Annotated in this window: 18 protein-coding genes and 2 tRNA genes; 10 read left to right on the top strand and 10 right to left on the bottom strand. The window is 58.8% G+C overall.

The window, feature by feature from the left end; genetic code table 11:
- Positions 1-11: 11 nt before the first annotated feature.
- The 5 genes from ispF to H8S02_RS06080 all read right to left on the bottom strand — a co-directional run bounded on the left by ispF (position 12) and on the right by H8S02_RS06080 (position 3178).
- Complete coding sequence (ispF, locus tag H8S02_RS06100) at positions 12-491, bottom strand: 2-C-methyl-D-erythritol 2,4-cyclodiphosphate synthase (RefSeq protein ID WP_330601931.1); 480 nt, start codon at positions 489-491, stop codon at positions 12-14.
- Entirely contained in the window at positions 488-1189 is a 702-nt protein-coding gene (gene ispD, locus H8S02_RS06095; RefSeq protein WP_243166427.1) for a 2-C-methyl-D-erythritol 4-phosphate cytidylyltransferase, read from the bottom strand. The genes ispF and ispD overlap by 4 nt, the downstream gene beginning before the upstream one ends.
- Before the next feature lie 85 nt (positions 1190-1274).
- Complete coding sequence (locus H8S02_RS06090; RefSeq protein WP_186969769.1) at positions 1275-1754, bottom strand: CarD family transcriptional regulator; 480 nt, start codon at positions 1752-1754, stop codon at positions 1275-1277.
- 154 nt (positions 1755-1908) lie between these two features.
- Positions 1909-2469 carry a hypothetical protein gene (locus tag H8S02_RS06085; RefSeq protein ID WP_186969768.1) on the bottom strand — a complete coding sequence of 187 codons (561 nt, stop codon included), beginning with the start codon at positions 2467-2469 and terminating at the stop codon, positions 1909-1911.
- A gap of 1 nt (position 2470) precedes the next feature.
- Complete coding sequence (locus H8S02_RS06080; RefSeq protein ID WP_186969767.1) at positions 2471-3178, bottom strand: M23 family metallopeptidase; 708 nt, start codon at positions 3176-3178, stop codon at positions 2471-2473.
- A 198-nt stretch (positions 3179-3376) separates the two neighbouring features.
- Here H8S02_RS06080 and H8S02_RS06075 point away from each other — a divergent pair, with 198 nt between their 5' ends.
- Both H8S02_RS06075 and H8S02_RS06070 read left to right on the top strand, forming a co-directional pair.
- Complete coding sequence (locus tag H8S02_RS06075) at positions 3377-4993, top strand: VanW family protein (RefSeq protein ID WP_186969766.1); 1617 nt, start codon at positions 3377-3379, stop codon at positions 4991-4993.
- A gap of 17 nt (positions 4994-5010) precedes the next feature.
- On the top strand, positions 5011-6042 hold the full coding sequence (locus H8S02_RS06070) for a DUF975 family protein (RefSeq protein WP_186969765.1): 1032 nt from the start codon (positions 5011-5013) through the stop codon (positions 6040-6042).
- Between the two features lie 47 nt (positions 6043-6089).
- Here H8S02_RS06070 and H8S02_RS06065 read toward each other — a convergent pair whose 3' ends face one another.
- Together H8S02_RS06065 and H8S02_RS06060 are read right to left on the bottom strand one after the other, a co-directional pair.
- Positions 6090-7364, bottom strand: coding sequence for a M23 family metallopeptidase (locus H8S02_RS06065; RefSeq protein ID WP_186969764.1), 1275 nt, complete (start codon positions 7362-7364; stop codon positions 6090-6092).
- Between the two features lie 183 nt (positions 7365-7547).
- On the bottom strand, positions 7548-8456 hold the full coding sequence (locus H8S02_RS06060) for a hypothetical protein (protein WP_186969763.1): 909 nt from the start codon (positions 8454-8456) through the stop codon (positions 7548-7550).
- 209 nt (positions 8457-8665) lie between these two features.
- Here H8S02_RS06060 and ychF point away from each other — a divergent pair, with 209 nt between their 5' ends.
- The 4 genes from ychF to H8S02_RS06040 all read left to right on the top strand — a co-directional run bounded on the left by ychF (position 8666) and on the right by H8S02_RS06040 (position 11488).
- Positions 8666-9769 carry a redox-regulated ATPase YchF gene (ychF, locus tag H8S02_RS06055; protein WP_186969762.1) on the top strand — a complete coding sequence of 368 codons (1104 nt, stop codon included), beginning with the start codon at positions 8666-8668 and terminating at the stop codon, positions 9767-9769.
- 15 nt (positions 9770-9784) lie between these two features.
- On the top strand, positions 9785-10549 hold the full coding sequence (locus H8S02_RS06050) for an HAD hydrolase family protein (RefSeq protein ID WP_186969761.1): 765 nt from the start codon (positions 9785-9787) through the stop codon (positions 10547-10549).
- A gap of 10 nt (positions 10550-10559) precedes the next feature.
- A complete protein-coding gene (locus H8S02_RS06045; protein ID WP_186969807.1) occupies positions 10560-11330 on the top strand; it encodes a TatD family hydrolase in 771 nt (256 codons plus the stop codon).
- 82 nt (positions 11331-11412) lie between these two features.
- Positions 11413-11488: transfer RNA gene (locus H8S02_RS06040), tRNA-Ala, on the top strand.
- A gap of 155 nt (positions 11489-11643) precedes the next feature.
- On the opposite strand, the gene H8S02_RS06035 is transcribed toward H8S02_RS06040, so the two are convergent.
- Together H8S02_RS06035 and H8S02_RS06030 are read right to left on the bottom strand one after the other, a co-directional pair.
- Complete coding sequence (locus H8S02_RS06035) at positions 11644-13410, bottom strand: [FeFe] hydrogenase, group A (protein WP_186969760.1); 1767 nt, start codon at positions 13408-13410, stop codon at positions 11644-11646.
- Positions 13404-15236 carry an NAD(P)-binding protein gene (locus tag H8S02_RS06030; protein WP_186969759.1) on the bottom strand — a complete coding sequence of 611 codons (1833 nt, stop codon included), beginning with the start codon at positions 15234-15236 and terminating at the stop codon, positions 13404-13406. The genes H8S02_RS06035 and H8S02_RS06030 overlap by 7 nt, the downstream gene beginning before the upstream one ends.
- Before the next feature lie 170 nt (positions 15237-15406).
- On the opposite strand from H8S02_RS06030, the gene H8S02_RS06025 reads away from it, so the two are divergent.
- A tRNA-Pro gene (locus tag H8S02_RS06025) sits at positions 15407-15482 on the top strand.
- Positions 15483-15645: 163 nt separating this feature from the next.
- Here the strand turns inward: H8S02_RS06025 and H8S02_RS06020 are convergent.
- Positions 15646-16071: a mitotic spindle assembly checkpoint protein MAD1 gene (locus H8S02_RS06020; RefSeq protein ID WP_186969758.1), complete on the bottom strand. Its 426-nt coding sequence runs from the start codon at positions 16069-16071 to the stop codon at positions 15646-15648.
- Between the two features lie 125 nt (positions 16072-16196).
- On the opposite strand from H8S02_RS06020, the gene H8S02_RS06015 reads away from it, so the two are divergent.
- The 3 genes from H8S02_RS06015 (at position 16197) to H8S02_RS06005 (ending at position 19842) form a co-directional block, all read left to right on the top strand.
- On the top strand, positions 16197-17666 hold the full coding sequence (locus tag H8S02_RS06015) for a DUF3794 domain-containing protein (protein WP_186969757.1): 1470 nt from the start codon (positions 16197-16199) through the stop codon (positions 17664-17666).
- 13 nt (positions 17667-17679) lie between these two features.
- Positions 17680-19155 (top strand): stage IV sporulation protein A, encoded by a 1476-nt coding sequence (gene spoIVA / locus H8S02_RS06010; RefSeq protein WP_186969756.1) that lies wholly within the window; start codon positions 17680-17682, stop codon positions 19153-19155.
- 168 nt (positions 19156-19323) lie between these two features.
- A complete protein-coding gene (locus H8S02_RS06005; RefSeq protein WP_186969755.1) occupies positions 19324-19842 on the top strand; it encodes a hypothetical protein in 519 nt (172 codons plus the stop codon).
- Position 19843: the final 1 nt, after the last annotated feature.

The following is a 19843-nucleotide window of genomic DNA, read 5'->3' as shown; positions in this document are numbered from 1 at the left end:
CTGTAATCTTCTTAAAGCTTTTCCAGCAGGCAGACGCAGTGAGCGGCGATACCCTGCTTTGCACCGGTGAAGCCCAGCTTTTCCTCAGTCGTCGCCTTGACGGAAACACGGTCGACATCGCATTCCATGGCAGCGGCAAGATTCTCGCGCATCTGCACGATATGCGGCGCGAGTTTGGGCGCCTGCGCGAGCACGGTTGCGTCGATGTTGCCGACCTGCCAGCCCTTTTCACGGATAAGCGCACTGACATGGCGCAGCAGAGCCAGACTGTCCGCACCCTTGTAGGCCGGATCGGTATCAGGAAAATGCCTGCCGATGTCTCCGAGCGCGAGCGCGCCCAGAAGCGCATCCATCACCGCATGCGTGAGCACATCTGCGTCAGAATGTCCGTCCAGGCCAAGCTCGAACGGAATATCTACGCCGCCGATGATACAGCGCCGCCCTTCGACCAGCCGATGGACGTCGTAGCCGTGTCCGATCCGCATATTCATTTCTTTTCCCTCCTGTACAGGAACGCCTCCGCGACAGCAATGTCCTCGGGCGTTGTAACCTTGATGTTTTCGTAGCTGCCCGAGGTCGCGGAAACCGTCTGACCAAGCGCCTCCACCGCGGCGCAGTCATCCGTAAAGCTGCGGCCGTTCGCTGCCGCATCCAGCAGAGCATGCAGCAGCATATCCCTGCGAAAGACCTGCGGGGTCTGTACTGCGGCAAGCGTATCGCGCGGCACATCAGCTGCGATCTTTCCATTCTCGATGCGTTTGATGCTGTCCTTGACCGGGACCACAGGCGCAGCTGCACCCGTTTTTGCGGCCTCAGCTACAGCCTGCGTGATGACCTCATCGGACACGAGCGGCCGCGCGCCGTCATGCACTGCCACGAGCGCACAGGCCTCAGACGCGGCAGAGACGCCTGCGAGGACCGATTCGGTACGGGTATCGCCGCCGCGCGTCAACGTGCGCAGCTTTGTGATGCCGTTTTCTGCGGCAAGCGTCCGATAGACCTCCATATCCTGCTCGCGGCAGACCAGTACGATGTCGCGAACGGCGCCGCACATCTGAAACACCGTCAGCGTATGCGCGAGTACGGGCTTTCCGCAGAGCGGGAGCAGCAGCTTGTTTTCGCCTCCCATGCGCCGCGACGAGCCGGCCGCAACAACGACCGCACAGACAGACTGATTTTCAGTTGACATATTCATTTCTCCTTGCAGAAATCGAAAAAAGACTCTGCGCATGCAAAGCCTTTTCCCTGATAAAGCTTTTCTTTTTGCCGCAGGCTCAGCGGCACAGATGCTCACGCAGCATTTCTGCGATACGCTCCGCCGGACGATCGAGCGCAAACGCAAGCTCAGACTCCAGTATCTGCATGGCCTGTTCGAGCATCTTTTTCTCACCCGTGGACAGACCGCGCGCACGGTCCCGCACAGACAGGCTCTTGATGACCTGTGCAACCTCACAGAGGTCGCCCGAACGGATATGCTGCATGTTTTCGCGGTAGCGCTGGTTCCAGCTTTTGCTTTCGCTGCACGTTATCGCATCCAGTCCGTCAAGGAACCTCTCGGCGCGCTCCCGGCTGCAAACCGGACGGATTCCGAGTCTGCCGCAGCCGTCCACCGGCAGAAACAGCTCGGTGTCCCCGAACGCAGGGCGCAGGACATAATACCATGCCGGAGTGTCATCAATGATCCTTTCGACCATGCCTTCGATCACTCCTGCACCGTGCAATGGATGAACGACTTTGTCACCGACGTGAAACATAAATCCTCCGTTCCAGAAAGCCTGTATCGATCCGAGACGCACCCGGGGTCTGTATATCTGTAATTTTACAACATAATCCGCCCGTATGCAAGGCTATGCCATGCAAAACCGCCGTTTTTCGGAAAAACTATGCAAAATGCCGCACAGAAACCGGTTAAAATACACATATTTCGCTGTATTTTTTCATGCGAAGTGCTGAAATACATATTGCCGTGCCTGTGAGCAGTACCCAGCATCCGCCATCGTTCCGCAGACAGAGCAGTCCGCTGAGCAGCAGCGCCGCACCGCTGAGCGCGACAAGGACACCCCGAACGCGCGGAAATCCGCCGTCCGAGAGATACGCGAGCGCCATGCCGCCGTCGAGCGGAGGGAGGGGGAGCAGATTGAACAGGCTGAGCAGCGCGCTTGCACCGGCAAGACGCCATCCGCCGCAGGCCCTCGCCGCGATCGTCAGCGCAAAACCAGCCGTCGGCCCGGCCAGACTGACTGCCGCGCAGGCGAAACGGCCGCAGGGAAGCGCGGCCTGCATGACCGCGCCGCAGGCGGTCAGCGTCAGCTGCCGGAGACGGCCGCCTGCAAGATACAGGGCAGCCGCATGCCCGGCCTCATGCACGAGCGCTGCCGTCAGGAACAGCGGAAGCAGATTGTCCTCGTCCACACACCAGAGCGCCGCGAGCAGCACCCAGAAGCCGTCGCGCACGTTTACTCTGCCCATGCTACAGCTCTGTCAGGTAATCCGCCGGGTCGAGCGCCGCGCCGTTTCGCCAGATCTCCAGATGCAGATGGGGACCGGTTGCATTGCCGGTCTGACCGACACGGGCAATCTCGCTGCCGCAGCTGACTTTTTCTCCCACCTCGACGGAAATGCTGCTGCAATGCGCATACAGCGTCGAAAATCCGTCCGCATGATCGACGATCAGGTACTTTCCGTAGCTCGACTCTCCGGTCTCACGGACCGTTCCATCGGCAAACGCCTCGATCGGCGTGCCCTCATCGGCCGCTATGTCCACGCCGTAGTGAAATCCCGGCTCACCGGTGAGCGGACTCAGCCTCTCACCGAAAGACGATGTAAGCGTGCCCTTCGCCGGGAGAACATAATGAAAGCCGATCGAATAGACGGTCTCGTCCGCCGTGTCCGGGAACTGCGTCTGCTCACGTCCGAGGATGTCGTCCGCACCGCCCGAGGATGCCGCGTATCCCGCATCACCGCTGACCGCCGCGGCGTTTTCCGTCCGTCCGCCGAAGACACCGAGTGCTTCCTCCATTCCCGGCGCACCGGCAAGCGCCTCAGCCGCCCGTGCACGGAACTCGGCCGCAGCAGGGAAACTGCTGTACTTGACCACTCCAGCCGCAAGCAGGCATAATGTGACGAAAAACAAGCCCTTTCCGTGTGTCTCACGGTGTTTTCTCTGCCTTGCCGCCATGTTCGCCGCCTCCTTTCATGCTGTCATCTTATGAGGCGGCGGCGAAAAACATTCTGATACCGATTTGTTGTTGCACCTTTCCGCACAGCAGTATATAATAAAATGATAGCCCCTGTGTCTTTCGGACGCAGGCATCGCATAAACTCTCACGCAGACAGACGGCCGCGCCGCTCTGCGCATGAATAAAAGGAGATCACCATGGCATTCCATTCCGGCAAACCCAGAAAGGGCGCGCACCTCATCAAAACAGATAAGAAAAAAGCAGAAAAGACCGCTGCGGCTCCCCCCAGAAAACGCCGCATTCCCGCCGCGCTCATCGTTATCCTCGTCCTGCTCGTGCTGCTCGCAGGCGGCGCGCTCGGCGCAGTTTATTTCTATCCGAACATTTTCCCCGGCGTGACAGTCGGCTCGATCGACGTCGGCGGTCTGTCGCGCGATGAAGCCGCACAGCAGATTGCCATAAAAAGCAAGCCGCTCTATCAGGGTAAAAAGCTCACGCTCACGATCTATGATGCGGATTATGATATTCCGGTCGAGAACGTTCTGAGCGGCGTAGACGATATCCAGTCTGCGGAAAACGCATGGAAGGTCGGCCGCGAGGGCGGGCCGCTCGCGCGCATGACAGCGATCATCAGCGCGATGCGGGATGGCTGCGATACCCGTCTGGACGCTTCGGTCGATGAAGCGGGTCTGAAAGCCCAGCTCGAGGAGATCGCCGCCGAGGCGCTTACCGAGCCGGTCGCACCGGCATGGAAGCTCGACGGGGAAAACCTCGTCATTCAGTCCGGTACGCCTGGCGTGCAGTTCGATACCTCCGCTGTCGAACAGGCGCTCACCGCGCAGATCGAGCTGATGGATTTCAAACCCTATGAGGTCTCGACCGATGTGACCGCTGCGCCTGCCATCGACATCGACAAAATTGCAGAGGATGTCACCGGCAGTCCGGTCAACGCGACCGTCAGCAAGGAGGACGGCAAGACCATCATCCCCGGCAAGTCCGGCGTGCAGTTCGATGTTGAAAAAGCAAAGGAGATCATCGGTGACGGCTCGCAGGCAAGCTACTCCATTCCGGTCACCATCACGCAACCGACGATCACGGAGGCGGTCCTCAGGGAACGTCTGTTCCGCGATACGCTCGCCCGTACCGCAACCAACCTCAACGAGGGCAACGCACCGCGCACGAACAATGTCCGTCTGGCCGCCAAGGCCATCAACGGTACGATCCTGAATCCGGGCGATGTGTTCTCCTACAACACAGTCGTCGGCGAACGCACACAGGCGCGCGGCTATCAGGAGGCGCACGCTTACTCGGGCGGCAAGATCATCGACGAATTCGGCGGCGGCGTATGCCAGCCCTCCTCGACGCTTTATATGGCCGTGCTGCGCGCGGATCTGGAGGTCGTCGAGCGTCACAATCACTCGTTCACCGTTTCCTACACGCCGCTCGGCGAGGATGCGACCGTGGACTACGGCAATCTCGATTTCCGTTTCGCGAACAACACTGCCTATCCCATCAAGATCCTGGCAGAACAGACCGGCGGACAGATGATCATGACCATTATCGGCACCAAAACGAGCGATAAGACGGTCGCAACACGTACCGAGGTGCTGGAAACCTACAAGCCGGAAACAGTCGAAAAGCAGGACAGCTCGCTTGCAGCAGGAGAAACACAGGTCGAGACCTCGGGCATCACCGGCTACTCGACGCGCACCTATAAGGTCATCACGGAAAACGGAAAGACGACCGAAGTGCTCGCAAACAAATCCACCTACTCCAAACGCGACGAGGTAGTATGCGTCGGCACCGGAAGCTGACCGAAAGGAAGAGAAAAATGAAAGAATGGAATGCCCAGAAGAGAAAAGAATGCAAGCGTAAATGCAAAGCGCATGTCGCGGCGCATCTCGGCTCCTGCATCGGCGCAAATGTGCTGTATTCGCTGCCGATCATCCTGCTGATGCTGATCGTTTACCTGACCATGTTCGGCTCGTCCTTTGCGCTGCTGGTGGCAGGGGCGGATGAGAGCGCCGTTGCGCAGACGATGCTGCGCGGCACAGGCAGCGGTCTCTTTACCGCTGTGCTGCTGCTGCTCGTCGTTTCCGGTCCGCTCACCTTCGGCCTTATGCGGTTCTACACCGACCTCACCCGCGGCGGCCGTCCGGGCGCGGGCGCAGTCCTTCAGCCGATCACCTCGGGTGCATCTCTCTGGACAGGCATCCGCATGTCGTTCTGCCTGTTCCTGCGCAGTCTGATGTGGACCGTTCCGCCGACCGTTCTGCTCACGATCGGCGTTGTCGCGGTTTCCGCGATGAGCTTCATGACCGGAAGCCCAGACAGCATGACCGGCGGACTGATCGTACTCTATGCAGTTTACGGGCTGGTCAGCTTCCTGATCAGCATCAAGCTGATGACCTACAGCGCCGGCTGGGTCGTACTGCATGACAACGAGCAGTACGGCGTCTGGAATGCGACCCGTGATGCCTCCGACGTATTCCGCGGCCGCTTCGGCGCGCTTCTCATCTTTGAACTCAGCTTTCTCGGCTGGAACCTGCTCGCCCTCGCGTCGGTCTATCTGTGCTTCCTGCTCGGCATGCTCGGTCTGACGGTGATCGGCGGCGGCCTCGGCATTGCAGTCATGGCAGTGTCTCTGATTGCGGCGCTCTGCGTCGGCCTCGTTGTCGGCAGCTTTGTGAACGGCTACTACCAGACCTCGTTCATCGCCATGTTCGATTATCTCGCGACTCCCGAGCCGCAGCCGATGCACTTCGACTGGGAGCCGACCGGCGCTTCCGCACCGACTGACTCCGAAACCGAGACGCAGACGGACGGCTCTCCGGACGAGCCGCATGACAAAACACAAGAATAAAAAGAGAACACCCTGCATGAAACAAAAGCATGCAGGGTGTTTGCGCGTCAGAAGGACAGAAAACGCTCCGGGTCTACTTTTTCATCATCGAGATGAATCTCGAAATGCAGGTGAGGGCCGGTCGAGTTGCCGGTGTTTCCCGAATAGGCGATCAGATCGCCCTGTGACACGATGTCTCCGACCGACACGCACAGCGCCGAATTATGGCCGTACAGAGTCTTGAAGCCGTTGCCATGATCGAGAATGATATAGTTTCCGTAGCCGTCGCCAGAATTTTCTGCAAGAATGACCTTTCCGTTGTCAGACGCGCGGACTGGCGTTCCCTCAGGCACCGCCAGATCGACACCGCTGTGCAGCCGTCCCCAGCGCCACTTGAACGCCGAGGTAAAGGTATAGCCCGAGACCGGACGCACAAAGCTGCCGGTGCCGATGCCGATATTTTTTGTGCCAACCTCGACGATCTCGTCCGACGCGCTCCGCAGCACGGTACGTGCGACAATGGTGCGTTCGTTTTCCTCGCCGTCGAGCGTCTGGATCTCCGCTGTCACGACCGCCTCACCGGTCTGCCCCTGCCGGACGGTCTCGCGGTAGTCTTGATACTCTGCATCATTTTCGCGCGTTACCGTGCCGAAAGGGATGGTCTCGGTGTAGGTGACAGAGCGGCGCGCACGGACGTCCAGGCGGTCGGACAGAGTCTCAAAAACCGTCTGCGGCTCGCCTGCAAGACGGCTCTCCGCAACAACGCTGTCCACATGAACCTGCTGCACGAAATCCGCGCTGCTGTCAGCCTGCGTGGTGTAAAGCCGCTTGACGCGGTCGAGCAGGGTCTGTGCCTCCTCGGCATTATGGCATACGCCGGCGCGCGTGCCGTCGATCGAGATCACCGCAAGCGTGTCCAGTTCACCGCTCTGCTCCGTCAGCGCTGTGCGCAGCGCGTTCTCGTCGAGAAATTCACAAAGCGGTGTACGCATCGAGCGGGTGCTCAGCGAGAAGGGAAGGGAATAGGTTTCGCCGGACGCTGCCGAGGCGCTCGCCTCGAGCTCCTGCACCGTGCCGGAGAGCATGTCCGCATCCTGCACAAAGCCGAGCGGCTTGTCTCCTGCCAGAATGAGCACGCCCTTCTGGGTGAGGAGTGAAAAGGGAAGCAGGAAGCACGGAATGAAGATCAGTGCCGCCGAGGCGGCGCGGCTTCGCGCGAGTGCATGTATAACGCCGCCTGTTCGCCGTCGCAGCGGGGCGTCCCAGACAAATGTGACCGCGCGATCGAGGAACAGCGCAAAACAGACAAACACGTAGAGCAGGTCGGAAAGAATCCCGAGCAAAAAAGATAACAGGTTTCGCATGACGGCAGTATGGACAGCCGAAGCCGTCCATATACCTCCTTTCAAGAAGATCATTGGTTACAATTCGGTAACAATGACAGCATACGCACTTGAAAGGATAAAGTCACACGAAACCTGTCGCCGGATCGTCAAAGCGTGTCTGATTTCCCGACGATCAGCCGGTTATTTTCCGTTTTTCACAGGATTTCCATTAAAATCCGAGGGGAAAAACCGCGGATCAAGCGGCTTGTCCTGGAAATACCGATCGAGAACCGCTCTCTGGAGCGAAACAGCAAGGGGAACAGCGGCATCGAACAGATCGCCGAACGATTCCGTGCGCTCGCCGTTTGCGCTCTGCCACGGACGATGTTCGCGGTTCGCACAGTCCGCCGCAAGCGGCTCCGCCGGCCGGATGAACGAGGAGGCCATGCCGCTCCTTCCGAGCAGATGCTCGAGCTTCTGCAATCTGCTGCGCACGGGCACGCCGCCATGTGCAAGGCGCAGAATATGCCGCATATCGTGCATGCCGCGGTAAACGGCGGCAGGGGAGACGTGCGTACCGAGCGTTGCATGCACCGCCTGCGCGAGCACACGGGCGGCGGCGGTGCATTCAGGCGCGTCCGCATCCAGCAGACGATACGCCGCATAGCCGGCCGACGCGGTATCAATGTAGTCCTCGATCATGATGCCGTCGATGTCGCTCGCGGCCAGCTGACGGCGCGCCGCAGCGGAGAGGCTGGGCATATACGTCACAAGCCGGTCGGCCTGCTCATCGATAAAGCGGCTCGTCACGCGGCTGAGCGCATAGTTCGTGCAGAAGCCGAATACATACGCGAGCGCGGCGGTATTGTGTGCGCCGCAGGCCGCCCTGCACAGCGCCTCGAACAGCCGGGCGGGCGGCTGGGTACGCAGCTCAGCGGCAGCATGGTGCAGCGGCGACGGCAGCGGTGCATGATACATGCGCAGCGGCGAAACTCCCTGCGCGCCCCACCGGTAGGCCGAAGGAGCCGAGTCGATGATATGGGCGACCGCATCGCTCGTAACGCGCTGCACCGTGGCAGCAAAAATATGACAGGTGGCATAGGATGGCATAATATATCACCTTTTCCAGAATTCAAGAGAGCGGCTCGCCGCCCGGCGCAGACGGATTTTCCGCAGGCACCTGCCAATAGTATAACGCAAAACATTGCAAAATGCCAGAAAAAGCGGTATACTAATCTAAGACAAAAAATGAGACGGGAGAAGCGTGCCCTTTGGAAGCCGCCTTTCCGTGCTCTTTAGAGAATTTGGAGGAAAAACATATGAAACTCGGCATTGTCGGTCTCCCTAACGTCGGCAAGTCCACTTTGTTCAATGCGATCACGCAGGCAGGCGCAGAGAGCGCGAACTATCCGTTCTGCACTATCGACCCGAACGTCGGCATGGTAGCGGTACCGGATGAGCGCCTTCAGCCGCTGACCGATCTGTATCACGCGAAGAAAACCACCCCGGCTGTCGTAGAGTTCGTAGACATCGCCGGTCTGGTCCGCGGCGCAAGCAAGGGCGAGGGTCTGGGCAACAAGTTCCTGTCCCATATCCGCGAGGTCGACGCAATCGTACACGTTGTCCGCTGCTTCGACAACGAGAACATCGTTCACGTCGAGGGTTCGGTCGATCCGGCGCGCGACATCGAGACCATCAATCTCGAGCTCATTCTTGCGGACATCGAGCATCTGGAACGCCGTCTGGAGCGCACGCGCAAGGCGGCAAAGGCAGACAAGAAGCTGCTGCTCAACGTAGACATTCTGGAAAAGCTCAAGGCGCATCTGGAGGAGGGCAAGACCGCCCGCACCTTTGAGGGCTTCGGCGAGGACGAGGATGTCGACCGCGTCGTAAACGAGAGCGACCTGCTGTCCGCAAAGAAGGTCATCTATGCGGCCAACATGGACGAGGAAGGCTTTACCGGCAACGACAAGGAAAACGAGCGCCTCAAGGCTGTACAGGCTATCGCAGACGCGGAGGGCGCAATGGTCCTGCCAATCTGCGCAAAGCTCGAAGAGGATATTGCAGGCATGGACGCAGAGGAGAAGGAGATGTTCCTGTCTGAGCTTGGTCTGCACGAGTCCGGTCTTGACCGCCTGATCAAGGTCTGCTACGATCTACTCGGTCTGATGAGCTATCTGACCGCGGGTGAGCAGGAGGTCCGTGCCTGGACCATCGAAAAGGGCACCAAGGCGCCGCAGGCTGCCGGCAAGATCCACTCCGACTTTGAACGCGGCTTTATCCGCGCCGAGGTCATCAACTACAAAGACCTCATCGAACTCGGCTCGCTCGCGGCCGCACGCGAAAAGGGTCTCGTTCGCTCCGAAGGCAAGGAATATGTCATGCAGGATGGCGATGTCGTGCTGTTCCGCTTCAATGTCTGATATTCGAGAGGAAATATGCGCAGAAAATATTTCTTTTTCGATATCGACGGCACATTATCCACCGGCCTTACCACGACGATGCCCGAGAGTGCGGTGAAATGCCTTGACCTGCTTCGGCAGGCCGGGCATTTCACCGCTATCGCCACCGGCAGGCTTCAGGCCTCCGCGAAAACGGTCGCGGATCGCTACGGCTTTACCAATATCGTCGCCGACGGCGGCTGGAGCGTGACCATCGACGGAAAAATTCTCGAGATGCAGTCGCTTCCGGCGTCGGAATGCATCCGCTTCGTGGACTGGCTGCGGGGCAACGGCATTCCGTGGGCAATTTCACCGGAAAACGAAAAGCTGTGCGTGACGAGCGACAGGAATTATCTGTCCCTCGCGCCGGAAAACTATTTTCCCGTACTCTGGGATCCGAGATACGATTACCATGTCCTCGACCATCTGTACAAGGTCTATTTCCGCTGTCCGATCGGCGAAGAGGAACAGATGCAGTCGGGCGAGCTGCCGCTCGTCCGCTATAACCCCGAAATCGTTTTTGTCGAGCCGAAGGAAAAGCAGCGCGGCATTCGAAAGGTGCAGGAGCTGTACCATATCCCGGACGAGGATATCGTCGTATTCGGTGACGGCATGAACGACCTGTGTATGTTCGGTCAGGGCTGGCTGTCCATTGCGATGGGAAATGCGCGAGACGCGCTCAAGGCAAAAGCTGACTACATCACGACCGACGTAGACAAGGACGGCCTGTGGAATGCCTGCAAGCATTTCGGCTGGATTTAAGGAGAACAATATGCTGTTTGATACCCATGCGCACTATGATGACGAACGCTTCGACGAGGACCGCGACGCGCTGCTCGCGTCCATGCCGGAAAACAACGTCGGTCTGATCCTGAACCCCGGCTGCGATGCAGAAACCTCACGTAAGGCAGTCAGCTACGCAAACCGTTATCCGTTTGTTTATGCTGCGGTCGGCCTGCATCCGGAGAATATCGAGGATGGATGGACGCAGGCACTGGATGAAATCCGCACACTCGCGCAGAGCGAGCCTCGTGTTCGTGCCATCGGAGAGATCGGTCTGGATTATTACTGGGAGAAGGAAGAGCGTGCGCGCGCACGGCAGCAGGTTGTTTTCGCTCGTCAGATGGAGCTGGCGCGCGAGCTGAAGCTGCCGGTCATTGTCCATGACCGTGATGCCCACGCCGACTGCATGGAGATCACGCGCCGCTATCCCGATGTGATCGGAGTATATCACTGCTATGCCGGTCATATTGAAATGGCGCGTGAGCTGCTTGAGCGCGGCTATTATCTGTCCTTCACCGGCGTTATCACCTTTAAAAATGCGAAAAAAGCGATCGAAGTCATCCGCGAGGTGCCGATCGAGCGGCTGATGGTCGAGACCGACTCGCCCTACATGGCGCCCGAGCCGTTCCGAGGCCACCGAAATTCGTCACTTTACATTTACCGAATGGCCGAGAAGATTGCAGAGATCAAGGGTATGCCGGTCGAGGATGTCGAACGTATCACGACCGAAAACGGCAGACGCCTGTTCGGCATCGTATAAAAAACTTTGCCTTTTTGTGTTGACAGACTGTAAAAAATGGTATATAATCATCGTGTTGATAGTCATTATCGGCAGATGATTTGGGGGCGTAGCTCAGCTGGGAGAGCGCCACACTGGCAGTGTGGAGGTCAAGAGTTCGATCCTCTCCGTCTCCACCAGATCAAACCGCTTGTTCCGTTGGAATGGGCGGTTTTTCTTTTGACCGCAGCCGCATTTACATGACGATGCCTTTGCGCGAAATACCCTCCTTGCAAGTCGCAAAAAGCCCTCACAGAGCTTTCTTCTCTCTGCGAGGGCTTTTCTATATAATTGATTAAACGTGAATTCCTGTCTGCGGCATCTGCCATGCAAAATGATCACAGTGCAGCAGTTCTTCTGCCCGTTCAGAGCATGGACTGGACAGATATTCGTTATAAAGCGCCTTAACAGCCGGGTTTTCGTGCGAAAAACGAAGTTCCGCTTTTTCGTCGAGCGAGAACAGCACACCGCCGCGCGAAGCCGCTTTTTCGCGGTCGCTGCCATCTACCGGCTGGCCTCCGCCGCCTGCACAGCCGCCGGGGCAGGCCATGATCTCGACAAATTCGTAGTGAACCTCGCGCCGTTTGATCGCACGGATCAGATGACGCGCGTTCGCAAGACCGCTCGCCACCGCGCAGTGAATGGTCGTTCCTGCGAGGTCGAACGCAGCCTCGCGCCACGGACGGCTCTCATTTTCTGCCGCACGCACCTCGCAGAATGCATCTGCGGACGGATTTTCACCGGTGGTGAGGAAGTATGCGGAGCGGAGCGCGGCCTCCATAACGCCGCCGGTCGCACCAAAGATAACGCCGGCGCCTGAGCCGTTGCCAAGCGGATCGTCGAACGGAGAATCCGCCAGCTGCTCCACATCAATGTGCTCGGCGCGCACGATACGGGCAAGTTCGCGCGTCGTCAGCACCAGATCCACATCACTGCCCGCGCCGGCAGACTGCATGCCGGGGAGCTCGCGCTCGGCTTTCTTTGCAATGCAGGGCATGATAGAAATACTGTAAACGTTTTCCGGTTCAATGCCCAGGCGATGAGCCAGCCAGCTCTTTGCCACCGCGCCGAACATCTGCTGCGGAGACTTCGCCGTAGACAGGCGTCCGGTCATTTCCGGGTACTGGCTTTTGAGAAAACGAACCCAGCCGGGGCAGCACGAGGTGAACATCGGCTGGTCCTTGAGGTCTCCGGCATTGAGACGCTGGAGCAGCTCCGTTCCTTCCTCCATGATAGTGAGGTCGGCCGAGAACGTCGTATCGAATACATAATCCGCTCCCAGACTGCGCAGCGCCGCAACGAGCTGACCGACCGTGGCTCTGCCGGTCGGCATGCCGAAGGCTTCGCCCCATGCTGCACGCACTGCCGGAGCGATCTGAACGACCGTGAGCCTGCCCTCAGCGCCAAGAGCGGAATACGCTTTGGCTGTGTCGTCGCGCTCGCGCAGAGCGCCGGTGGGACAGTGGGTGATGCACTGGCCGCACAGCGAACAGTCCGCCTCCTTGATAAAGCGGTTTCCGGAAACGTCAATGGTCGTGCGCGAGCCGGAACCGCTGACGTCCCAGATGGAGAGCGACTGCACCTTGTCGCATACCTGAACGCAGCGCATGCACTTTATGCACTTGTTGATGTCGCGATAGAGGGGGAACGTTGTCGTCCAGAAGCTCTTTTTGCCGACCGCGAGGTCGCTCTTGTACGGAACGGACAGCACGCCGAGATCGTTCGAGATCTTCTGAAGCTGGCACGAACCGGAGCGGACACAGGTCGCGCACTTATTGTCATGCTGCGATAGAATCAGCTCAACATTGGTGCGGCGCGCCTCGCGCACGCGCGGCGTATTGGTATGGATCACCATTCCTTCCTGAACGACATTGTTGCACGAGGGGACGAGCTTGCCCTCGCCCTCGACCTCAACGCAGCACACGCGGCAGGCGGAGATTTCATTGATGTCCTTGAGATAGCACAGGCTCGGAATTTCAATGCCGACAGAGGCCGCCGCTTCCAGAATGGTCGTGCCTTCGGGTACAGATACCGCGATCTTGTCTATTGTCAGGTTTACCATTTGTTCGTTCGACCTCCCTTGAAAATACCGTAGCCGAAATGATCACAGCGCAGGCAGCGCGAGGTCTCCTGCTGCACCTCCTGCTCGGTCATGCCGCACTTGACCAGCTCAAAGTTGCCCACGCACTCCTCAAACGGACGGTTGTGCAGCTCGATGCGGCCGCAGGCCGGCAGATTGGTCAGATGGGGTGCCGGGATTTCAACATCAGACTGGATGACATGATGGAACCCGAGATGCGCGTCGATGTTCGCAGCTGCAACCTTGCCGGCTGCTACCGCACGGATCACCGTCGCAGGTCCGGTAACTGCGTCGCCGCCTGCGAATACGTGCGGCGTATTGGGGACGAAGGCGTCCGAGGAAGCCTTGATCTTGCCGCGCTCGAGCGGCATGACCTGTGCAAACGGACGGGCGTCGATCGCCTGACCGATCGCAACGATAACGATGTCGCACGGCGTGCGCAGCAGCGGTGCATCGGCGTCATACGGCCGCGGACGGCCGTCCGAGCCATAGGGGCCGATGACCTGCGGGCGCGTCCAGAGCGCGGCAACATGACCGTTCTCGTCCGCCTCGATGTGGTCGGGCGCCTGAAGCTGAAGGATCTGACAGCCCTCTGCCTGTGCGTCCTCGATCTCCTCGTTCAGCGCGGTCATATCCGAGATGCGGCGGCGGTAGACACAGGTGACAGACGCCGCGCCGAGACGCAGCGCAGTACGGGTCGCATCCATCGAGACATTGCCGCCGCCGATGACGCAGACGCGCTTTCCGCGGAAGTCGGGCACGCGGCCCTCACCGATGTCGCGCAGCAGCTGCACCGCCGCATGAACGCCGACACTGTTTTCGCCATCGATGCCGATCTTCTTGTCGTTATGCGCGCCGATGGAGATGTAAACCGCGTCATACTGGTTTTCGATCTCGGAGAACTCAATATCACGGCCGATTGCGGTATCAGTATGTACCTCGATGCCGGTCGAGAGGATAAACTCGATGTCGCGATCCAGCTTTTCCTGCGGCAGACGGTAGTCCGGAATGCCGTATCGCAGCATGCCGCCGAGCTGCGGACGCTGGTCGTATACAACGACCCTGTGTCCCATCAACGACAGAAAATAAGCCGCAGACAGACCGCCCGGACCGCCGCCGATAACGGCAATGCTCTTTCCGGTGGACGGCGCACAGGGCGGAGGCGTCATATCGGTCGCGTGATCGCACGCAAAGCGCTTGATGCCGCAGATGTTCACCGCGTCGTCCACCATGCTGCGGCGGCAGCGCGCCTCGCACGGATGCTCGCAGACATAGCCGCAGACCGTGGGGAAGGGGTTGTCCTTGCGGATCAGACGAACCGCATCATTATAACGTCCCGCACGCACGAGCGCGATATAGCCCGGAATATCGACGCCGGCAGGGCAGAGCGCCACACAGGGTACCGGATGGTCCCAGCCGAACAGGCAGCGGCCATGCTCAACATGCGACATATAGTCGTCACGGAAGCCCTGCACGCCCTGGAGCACCATGCGCGCCGCCTCGTAGCCGATGGCGCAGTCCGCCGTGTCCTGAATAACGCGCGCGGTCTTTTCAATAAGGTCAATCGTCTCCGGCGTCGCAGTCGAGTCCAGCACGCTTTCCAGCAGCTCGGTCAGCTGACCCAGACCAATGCGGCACGGAACACATTTGCCGCAGGTCTGTGCATGGCTCAGGCGCAGGAACGAAAGCGCCATATCCACCGGACAAAGTCCCGGAGGACTTGCGCTGATACGCCTTTCTACGTCGCGATAAAGCCCCTCGACAACGGTTTCTGCACGTCCCGGTGTCTCGATTGATAAACGGCTCATATTATTCCTCCCTTCCCGTTGTGGGAAATATACATAAAATGATATTCTTTTTTATGATAAATGTCAATCATCTTTACCGCATGGAGAAATTTTTTTACTCAATCGTATCAGATGCTTGACAGAAGCGCGTCCTATTTGATATACTACTATGGTGTTAAATGCCGATATATCCGGGTGTAGCGCAGTTGGTAGCGCGCCTGCTTTGGGAGCAGGATGCCGCAGGTTCGAATCCTGTCACTCGGACCAGACGAAAAGTTCTGTAAACAGCTTTGTTTGCGGAACTTTTTCTTTTATTCCGGCTGTGAATGTTCTGATGCTCGGTTTTGCTGATTTCGACTTTATTCGCCGGAATGCGGTTTTTTAGGGTTTTTTGGGGGTGTTAGATGTGGGACTAAGTGTGTCATCTCTATTATTCGCATTTCGCGCAGGCAGTATATCCTGCCTCTTTCGCGTCAGCAAGCGGCATCTGCACCGCACGCTTTCCGATATACTGACAGCCCTCGTTATGGTACCTTGAGCCGGACGGCGTAACGTAGACCATCGGTCCTGCCGCTCCTGCGTCCGCGCCGGACTGCGCCGCCTGCTCCAGCCGGCTGTTCAGCTCATCGATTTGCGCGGTCATTTCATCTACCTGCTCTTGAAGCTCAGCAGCAGCGGCAGCGGCATTTTTCGCGTCGCTCTGCGTAACAGAAAGCTGCTCGCGCAGTGCATCGTTCTCCTCAAGCAGAGCGCCCGCGCGGTCAGATGCGTCCCAGAAGAAAAATCCGAGCACGGCGCAGCCGGCAGCGAACACCGCACAGAGTACTGTTTTTACGGCATTAAGCTTATCTTTCATCCGAAATGCCTCCTTTTCTCCATTATATCGGCTGCTGTATGCCTTGTCAATCAACTGTCATATCTTTTTCACGGCTCACATACCGTATTGACAGGAGCAGCAGTGCAAAGGAGGAGATTTCAAGAATGGAACTGGAGCAGAAACGCATTGTCTATTGCAGGCGGCAGCTGGCGCAGACAAGCGCCTGTACCGAAACAGCGGACTGCATTGTGCCGGATGCTTTTCCTGATGTAGGGCGTGTCGTGTATGCCTGCGGAACGGCCGCCATCGGAGATCACGCACCGCAGAACGGCCGCCTTCTTATCTCAGGCACGGTTCAGACGGTCATTTTGTACGAGCCGGAAAACGGCGGCGGTCTGCGGCGTCTGGAGGTGCCGCTCAGCTTCGCGCACATCGAAGAATGTGCGCAGCTCGACAGCAGCTCGGTCTGTCTGGTGGAATGCCGTGTGAGCGCGGTCGAGGCCTCGGTCGTCAACAGCCGCAAGCTGAGCATTGCGGCCGATCTTGTACTGACAGCCGAATGCTACGACAAAACAGCCTGCGATTATACAGAAAACATTACAGACGATCATCTCGAGCTGCTTTCGGAGACCTGTGAAGCGGTTCTGCCCGACGAAGCGCAGCTTTTTTCGTTCTCCGTTCTGGAGGACATCCCGGTCGAGGAAACAGACGGTCTTTCGCTTCTCAAGCAATCCTGTACGCTGCAGATCACTGAATGCCGCGCGATGCGCGACCGCATCGTCGTGCGCGGAGAGGCGGCTCTGCGGTGTCTGGTGATGCAGCTTGACGAAGCGGTCCGCACGATCAGTAAAACCACACCCTTTACGCAGGTATTCGAACTGACGGGAGCGGTCGAGGAGGATACGCCCGACGCGCAGCTCACGGTACGCAGTCTCGAATGCCGCATCGCAGCCGACCATTCGCTGTCCTGCACAGTGAATGCGGACGCACTGGTCCTGCTGCGGCGCAGTCATACGCTGCACTGCATTACGGATTTTTATCTGCCGGGCGTCCTGCTGAAGACCCGGGAGGACAGTGCCAGCCTGTACAGCAGCCCGGAGCCGCAGCCGTTTTCTGCCGAATCCGTCGAAAGCATCCAGACCGCGGCGCATATCTCTCATGTGATCTGTGCGGATGCGGTATGCTGCGGCGTGCGGGCGGCAGAAAAGGGATTGCAGATCTCCGCCTCGGTGCAGGTGCTCTGTCTCGACGATGAACAACGCCTTTGCAGTGTGCAGCGTGTCCTGCCGCTGACCTTTACCGGCATCGAAGCTGGCACCTGTCTGCGCCCGTCGCTGTCCGTTCGTGCGCAGACGGTCGGGGAGCGCGGACTGACGCTGACCGTTACAGCGGAGGGAGAGTGCGAGCGCGAGACACCGCTGACGCTGCGCCATCTGTGCTCGGTCGAGCAGACAGCACGGCAGGCGGACACGGGCGTGACGCTGCTCGTGCGCCATATCGCGGGGGAAACACGGCTGTGGGATATTGCAAAGGACTGCGGAAGCACACGGGCGGCGATCTGCGCGGCGAACGACCTGCCATCTGACACGGCAGCTGTTTCGGACACCATGCTGCTCGTTCCGCTGCGGATCTGAAAGGTGGTAGCGTATGGAGAACGGAATCTATCACGACATCAGCACGCGAACCGGCGGTGATATTTACATCGGCGTCGTCGGGCCGGTTCGCACCGGCAAATCAACCTTTATCAAGCGCTTTATGGAGACCATGGTCCTGCCCGGCATGGAAAACATGTACAAACGGGAGCGGGCGCGTGACGAGCTGCCGCAGTCCGGCGCCGGACGCACCATTATGACTGCCGAGCCAAAATTCGTGCCCGAGGAGGCGGCAGAGATCGCACTTCCCGAAGGCGGCGTCTGCCGCGTGCGGCTCGTGGACTGCGTTGGCTATCTGGTCGAGGGGGCGCTCGGCAGCATGGAGAATGATACGCCGCGCATGGTCTCGACGCCGTGGCGGGAGGAGCCGATGACGCTTGCAGAAGCTGCGGAGATCGGCACCCACCGCGTCATCGGAGAGCATTCAACGATCGGTCTTGTCATCACGACAGACGGCAGCTTTACCGATATTCCGCGCGAAAGCTATATCCCGGCTGAGCGGCGCGTCATCAAGGAGCTGCAGGAGCTCGGCAAGCCGTTTCTCGTGATCGTGAATTCCTCGGAGCCGACAGGGGAGCGCGCAGAAAAGGCTTGCAGCTTCGTGCGCGAGCAGTATGGCGTCGAGCCGATCGCTGCAAACTGTGCAGATTTGAACGAGACCGGTATCTCTGAAATTTTACAGCAAGTTTTATATGAATTTCCGCTCTGCGAGCTCGGTCTCGTACTTCCACGCTACATTGCCGCCCTGCCGCCGCAGTCCGAGGTGCAGCGCAGCATCTACCGCACGATCCGCGAAGCCGCCTCATCTGAAAGCCGCATGCGCGATCTTGCCGGCATCTGTGATACGCTGTGCGAAAGCGAGTATATCGCATCCGCCGCAGCGCAGCAGCTCGATCTCGGCTGCGGCACGGCACGCATTCGCGCAGAAGTCCCGGATAGTGTTTTCTACGGCATCGTGGAGCAGGAGACCGGCGTGCATATCACGGACGCCGCCGACCTTATTTCCGTTCTGCGCGATTTTGCCGGAATCCGGCAGCGCTATGAACGTCTGCACGGCGCGCTCGATCAGGTCCAGCAGACCGGCTACGGCATCGTCATGCCCTCGACCGAGGAGCTGACGCTCGAGGAACCCGAGATCGTCCGTCAGGGCGGCCGCTACGGTGTGCGCCTGCGCGCCTCCGCGCCGTCCATCCATCTGCTGAGCGCCAACATCCGCGCTGAGGTCAATCCGATCGTTGGTTCGGAAAAACAGTCTGAGGAGCTTGTGCATTATCTGCTCAGCGAGTTTCGCGACGCGCCCGAAAAGATCTGGGAAACTAACATCTTCGGCAAATCGCTCAGCGAGCTGGTGCGGGAGGAACTGAGCCACAAGCTCAGCCGTATGCCGGATGACGCGCGCAGCAAGATACGTGAAACACTCGAGAAGATCATCAACGAAAACGCAGGCGGTCTGATCTGCATCATATTGTGACAAACAGGGGCATTTCCGCGCAGCAGACGGAGATGCCCCTGTGCCGTCTTAAAAGTTGGTGACAATTCGTCCGCCCGGCTTGAAAGAAAGAGGTGGTTGTGGTACACTTTACATGTAAGAATACAGTCATTTTTTCATGGCTGTCGACAGTTGTTTGGAGGTGTCCGCGTGGACAAACTGGTAGTCATTATAAACGGCAGCGGGGGAGTCGGAAAGGATACGGTATGCGAGGCAGCAGCCGCCTTCTGGAAGACGAGAAACATCTCGTCCATCACGCCCATTCTGCAGGTCGCACGCGCCGCAGGCTGGGATGGTGTCAAAACCCCGGCGTCCCGACGTTTTCTTTCCGAGCTCAAGCAGAGCTGCTCCGAATTCAACGATCTTCCGTTCCGCTACTGCACAGAGCAGCTTGAAGCGTTCCGCCGGAGCGATGAGCAGCTGCTTTTCGTACATATCCGTGAGCCGGAAGAGATCGCCCGTTTTCGGGAGGCCGCAGGCGAGGAATGCCGCACGCTGCTCGTGACCCGTCCTGCACTGGAGCAGGCACGCGGTGCGCTCGGCAACCGCTCGGATGACGGCGTAGCCGGCTATCAGTATGACCGCGTATTTGTCAACGACGGCGCGCTCGACGCACTGCCGGACAAGGTTCGCGCTTTCTTCGCGGACTGGCTGAAAAACACACAGTAAA

The sequence above is a fragment of the Agathobaculum hominis genome (assembly GCF_014288055.1).
GTDB classification, from domain to species: Bacteria; Bacillota; Clostridia; order Oscillospirales; family Butyricicoccaceae; genus Agathobaculum; species Agathobaculum hominis.
Note: the sequence above shows the minus strand (reverse complement) of the source record. Positions and strands in the feature narration are given on the sequence as shown.

Coding starts and splice junctions, on each gene's coding strand:
- ispF (WP_330601931.1), bottom strand. CDS start 491: ATGAATATGCGGATCGGACACGGCTACGACGTCCATCGGCTGGTCGAA.
- ispD (WP_243166427.1), bottom strand. CDS start 1,189: ATGTCAACTGAAAATCAGTCTGTCTGTGCGGTCGTTGTTGCGGCCGGC.
- H8S02_RS06090 (WP_186969769.1), bottom strand. CDS start 1,754: ATGTTTCACGTCGGTGACAAAGTCGTTCATCCATTGCACGGTGCAGGA.
- H8S02_RS06085 (WP_186969768.1), bottom strand. CDS start 2,469: ATGGGCAGAGTAAACGTGCGCGACGGCTTCTGGGTGCTGCTCGCGGCG.
- H8S02_RS06080 (WP_186969767.1), bottom strand. CDS start 3,178: ATGGCGGCAAGGCAGAGAAAACACCGTGAGACACACGGAAAGGGCTTG.
- H8S02_RS06075 (WP_186969766.1), top strand. CDS start 3,377: ATGGCATTCCATTCCGGCAAACCCAGAAAGGGCGCGCACCTCATCAAA.
- H8S02_RS06070 (WP_186969765.1), top strand. CDS start 5,011: ATGAAAGAATGGAATGCCCAGAAGAGAAAAGAATGCAAGCGTAAATGC.
- H8S02_RS06060 (WP_186969763.1), bottom strand. CDS start 8,456: ATGCCATCCTATGCCACCTGTCATATTTTTGCTGCCACGGTGCAGCGC.
- ychF (WP_186969762.1), top strand. CDS start 8,666: ATGAAACTCGGCATTGTCGGTCTCCCTAACGTCGGCAAGTCCACTTTG.
- H8S02_RS06050 (WP_186969761.1), top strand. CDS start 9,785: ATGCGCAGAAAATATTTCTTTTTCGATATCGACGGCACATTATCCACC.
- H8S02_RS06045 (WP_186969807.1), top strand. CDS start 10,560: ATGCTGTTTGATACCCATGCGCACTATGATGACGAACGCTTCGACGAG.
- H8S02_RS06035 (WP_186969760.1), bottom strand. CDS start 13,410: ATGGTAAACCTGACAATAGACAAGATCGCGGTATCTGTACCCGAAGGC.
- H8S02_RS06030 (WP_186969759.1), bottom strand. CDS start 15,236: ATGAGCCGTTTATCAATCGAGACACCGGGACGTGCAGAAACCGTTGTC.
- H8S02_RS06020 (WP_186969758.1), bottom strand. CDS start 16,071: ATGAAAGATAAGCTTAATGCCGTAAAAACAGTACTCTGTGCGGTGTTC.
- H8S02_RS06015 (WP_186969757.1), top strand. CDS start 16,197: ATGGAACTGGAGCAGAAACGCATTGTCTATTGCAGGCGGCAGCTGGCG.
- spoIVA (WP_186969756.1), top strand. CDS start 17,680: ATGGAGAACGGAATCTATCACGACATCAGCACGCGAACCGGCGGTGAT.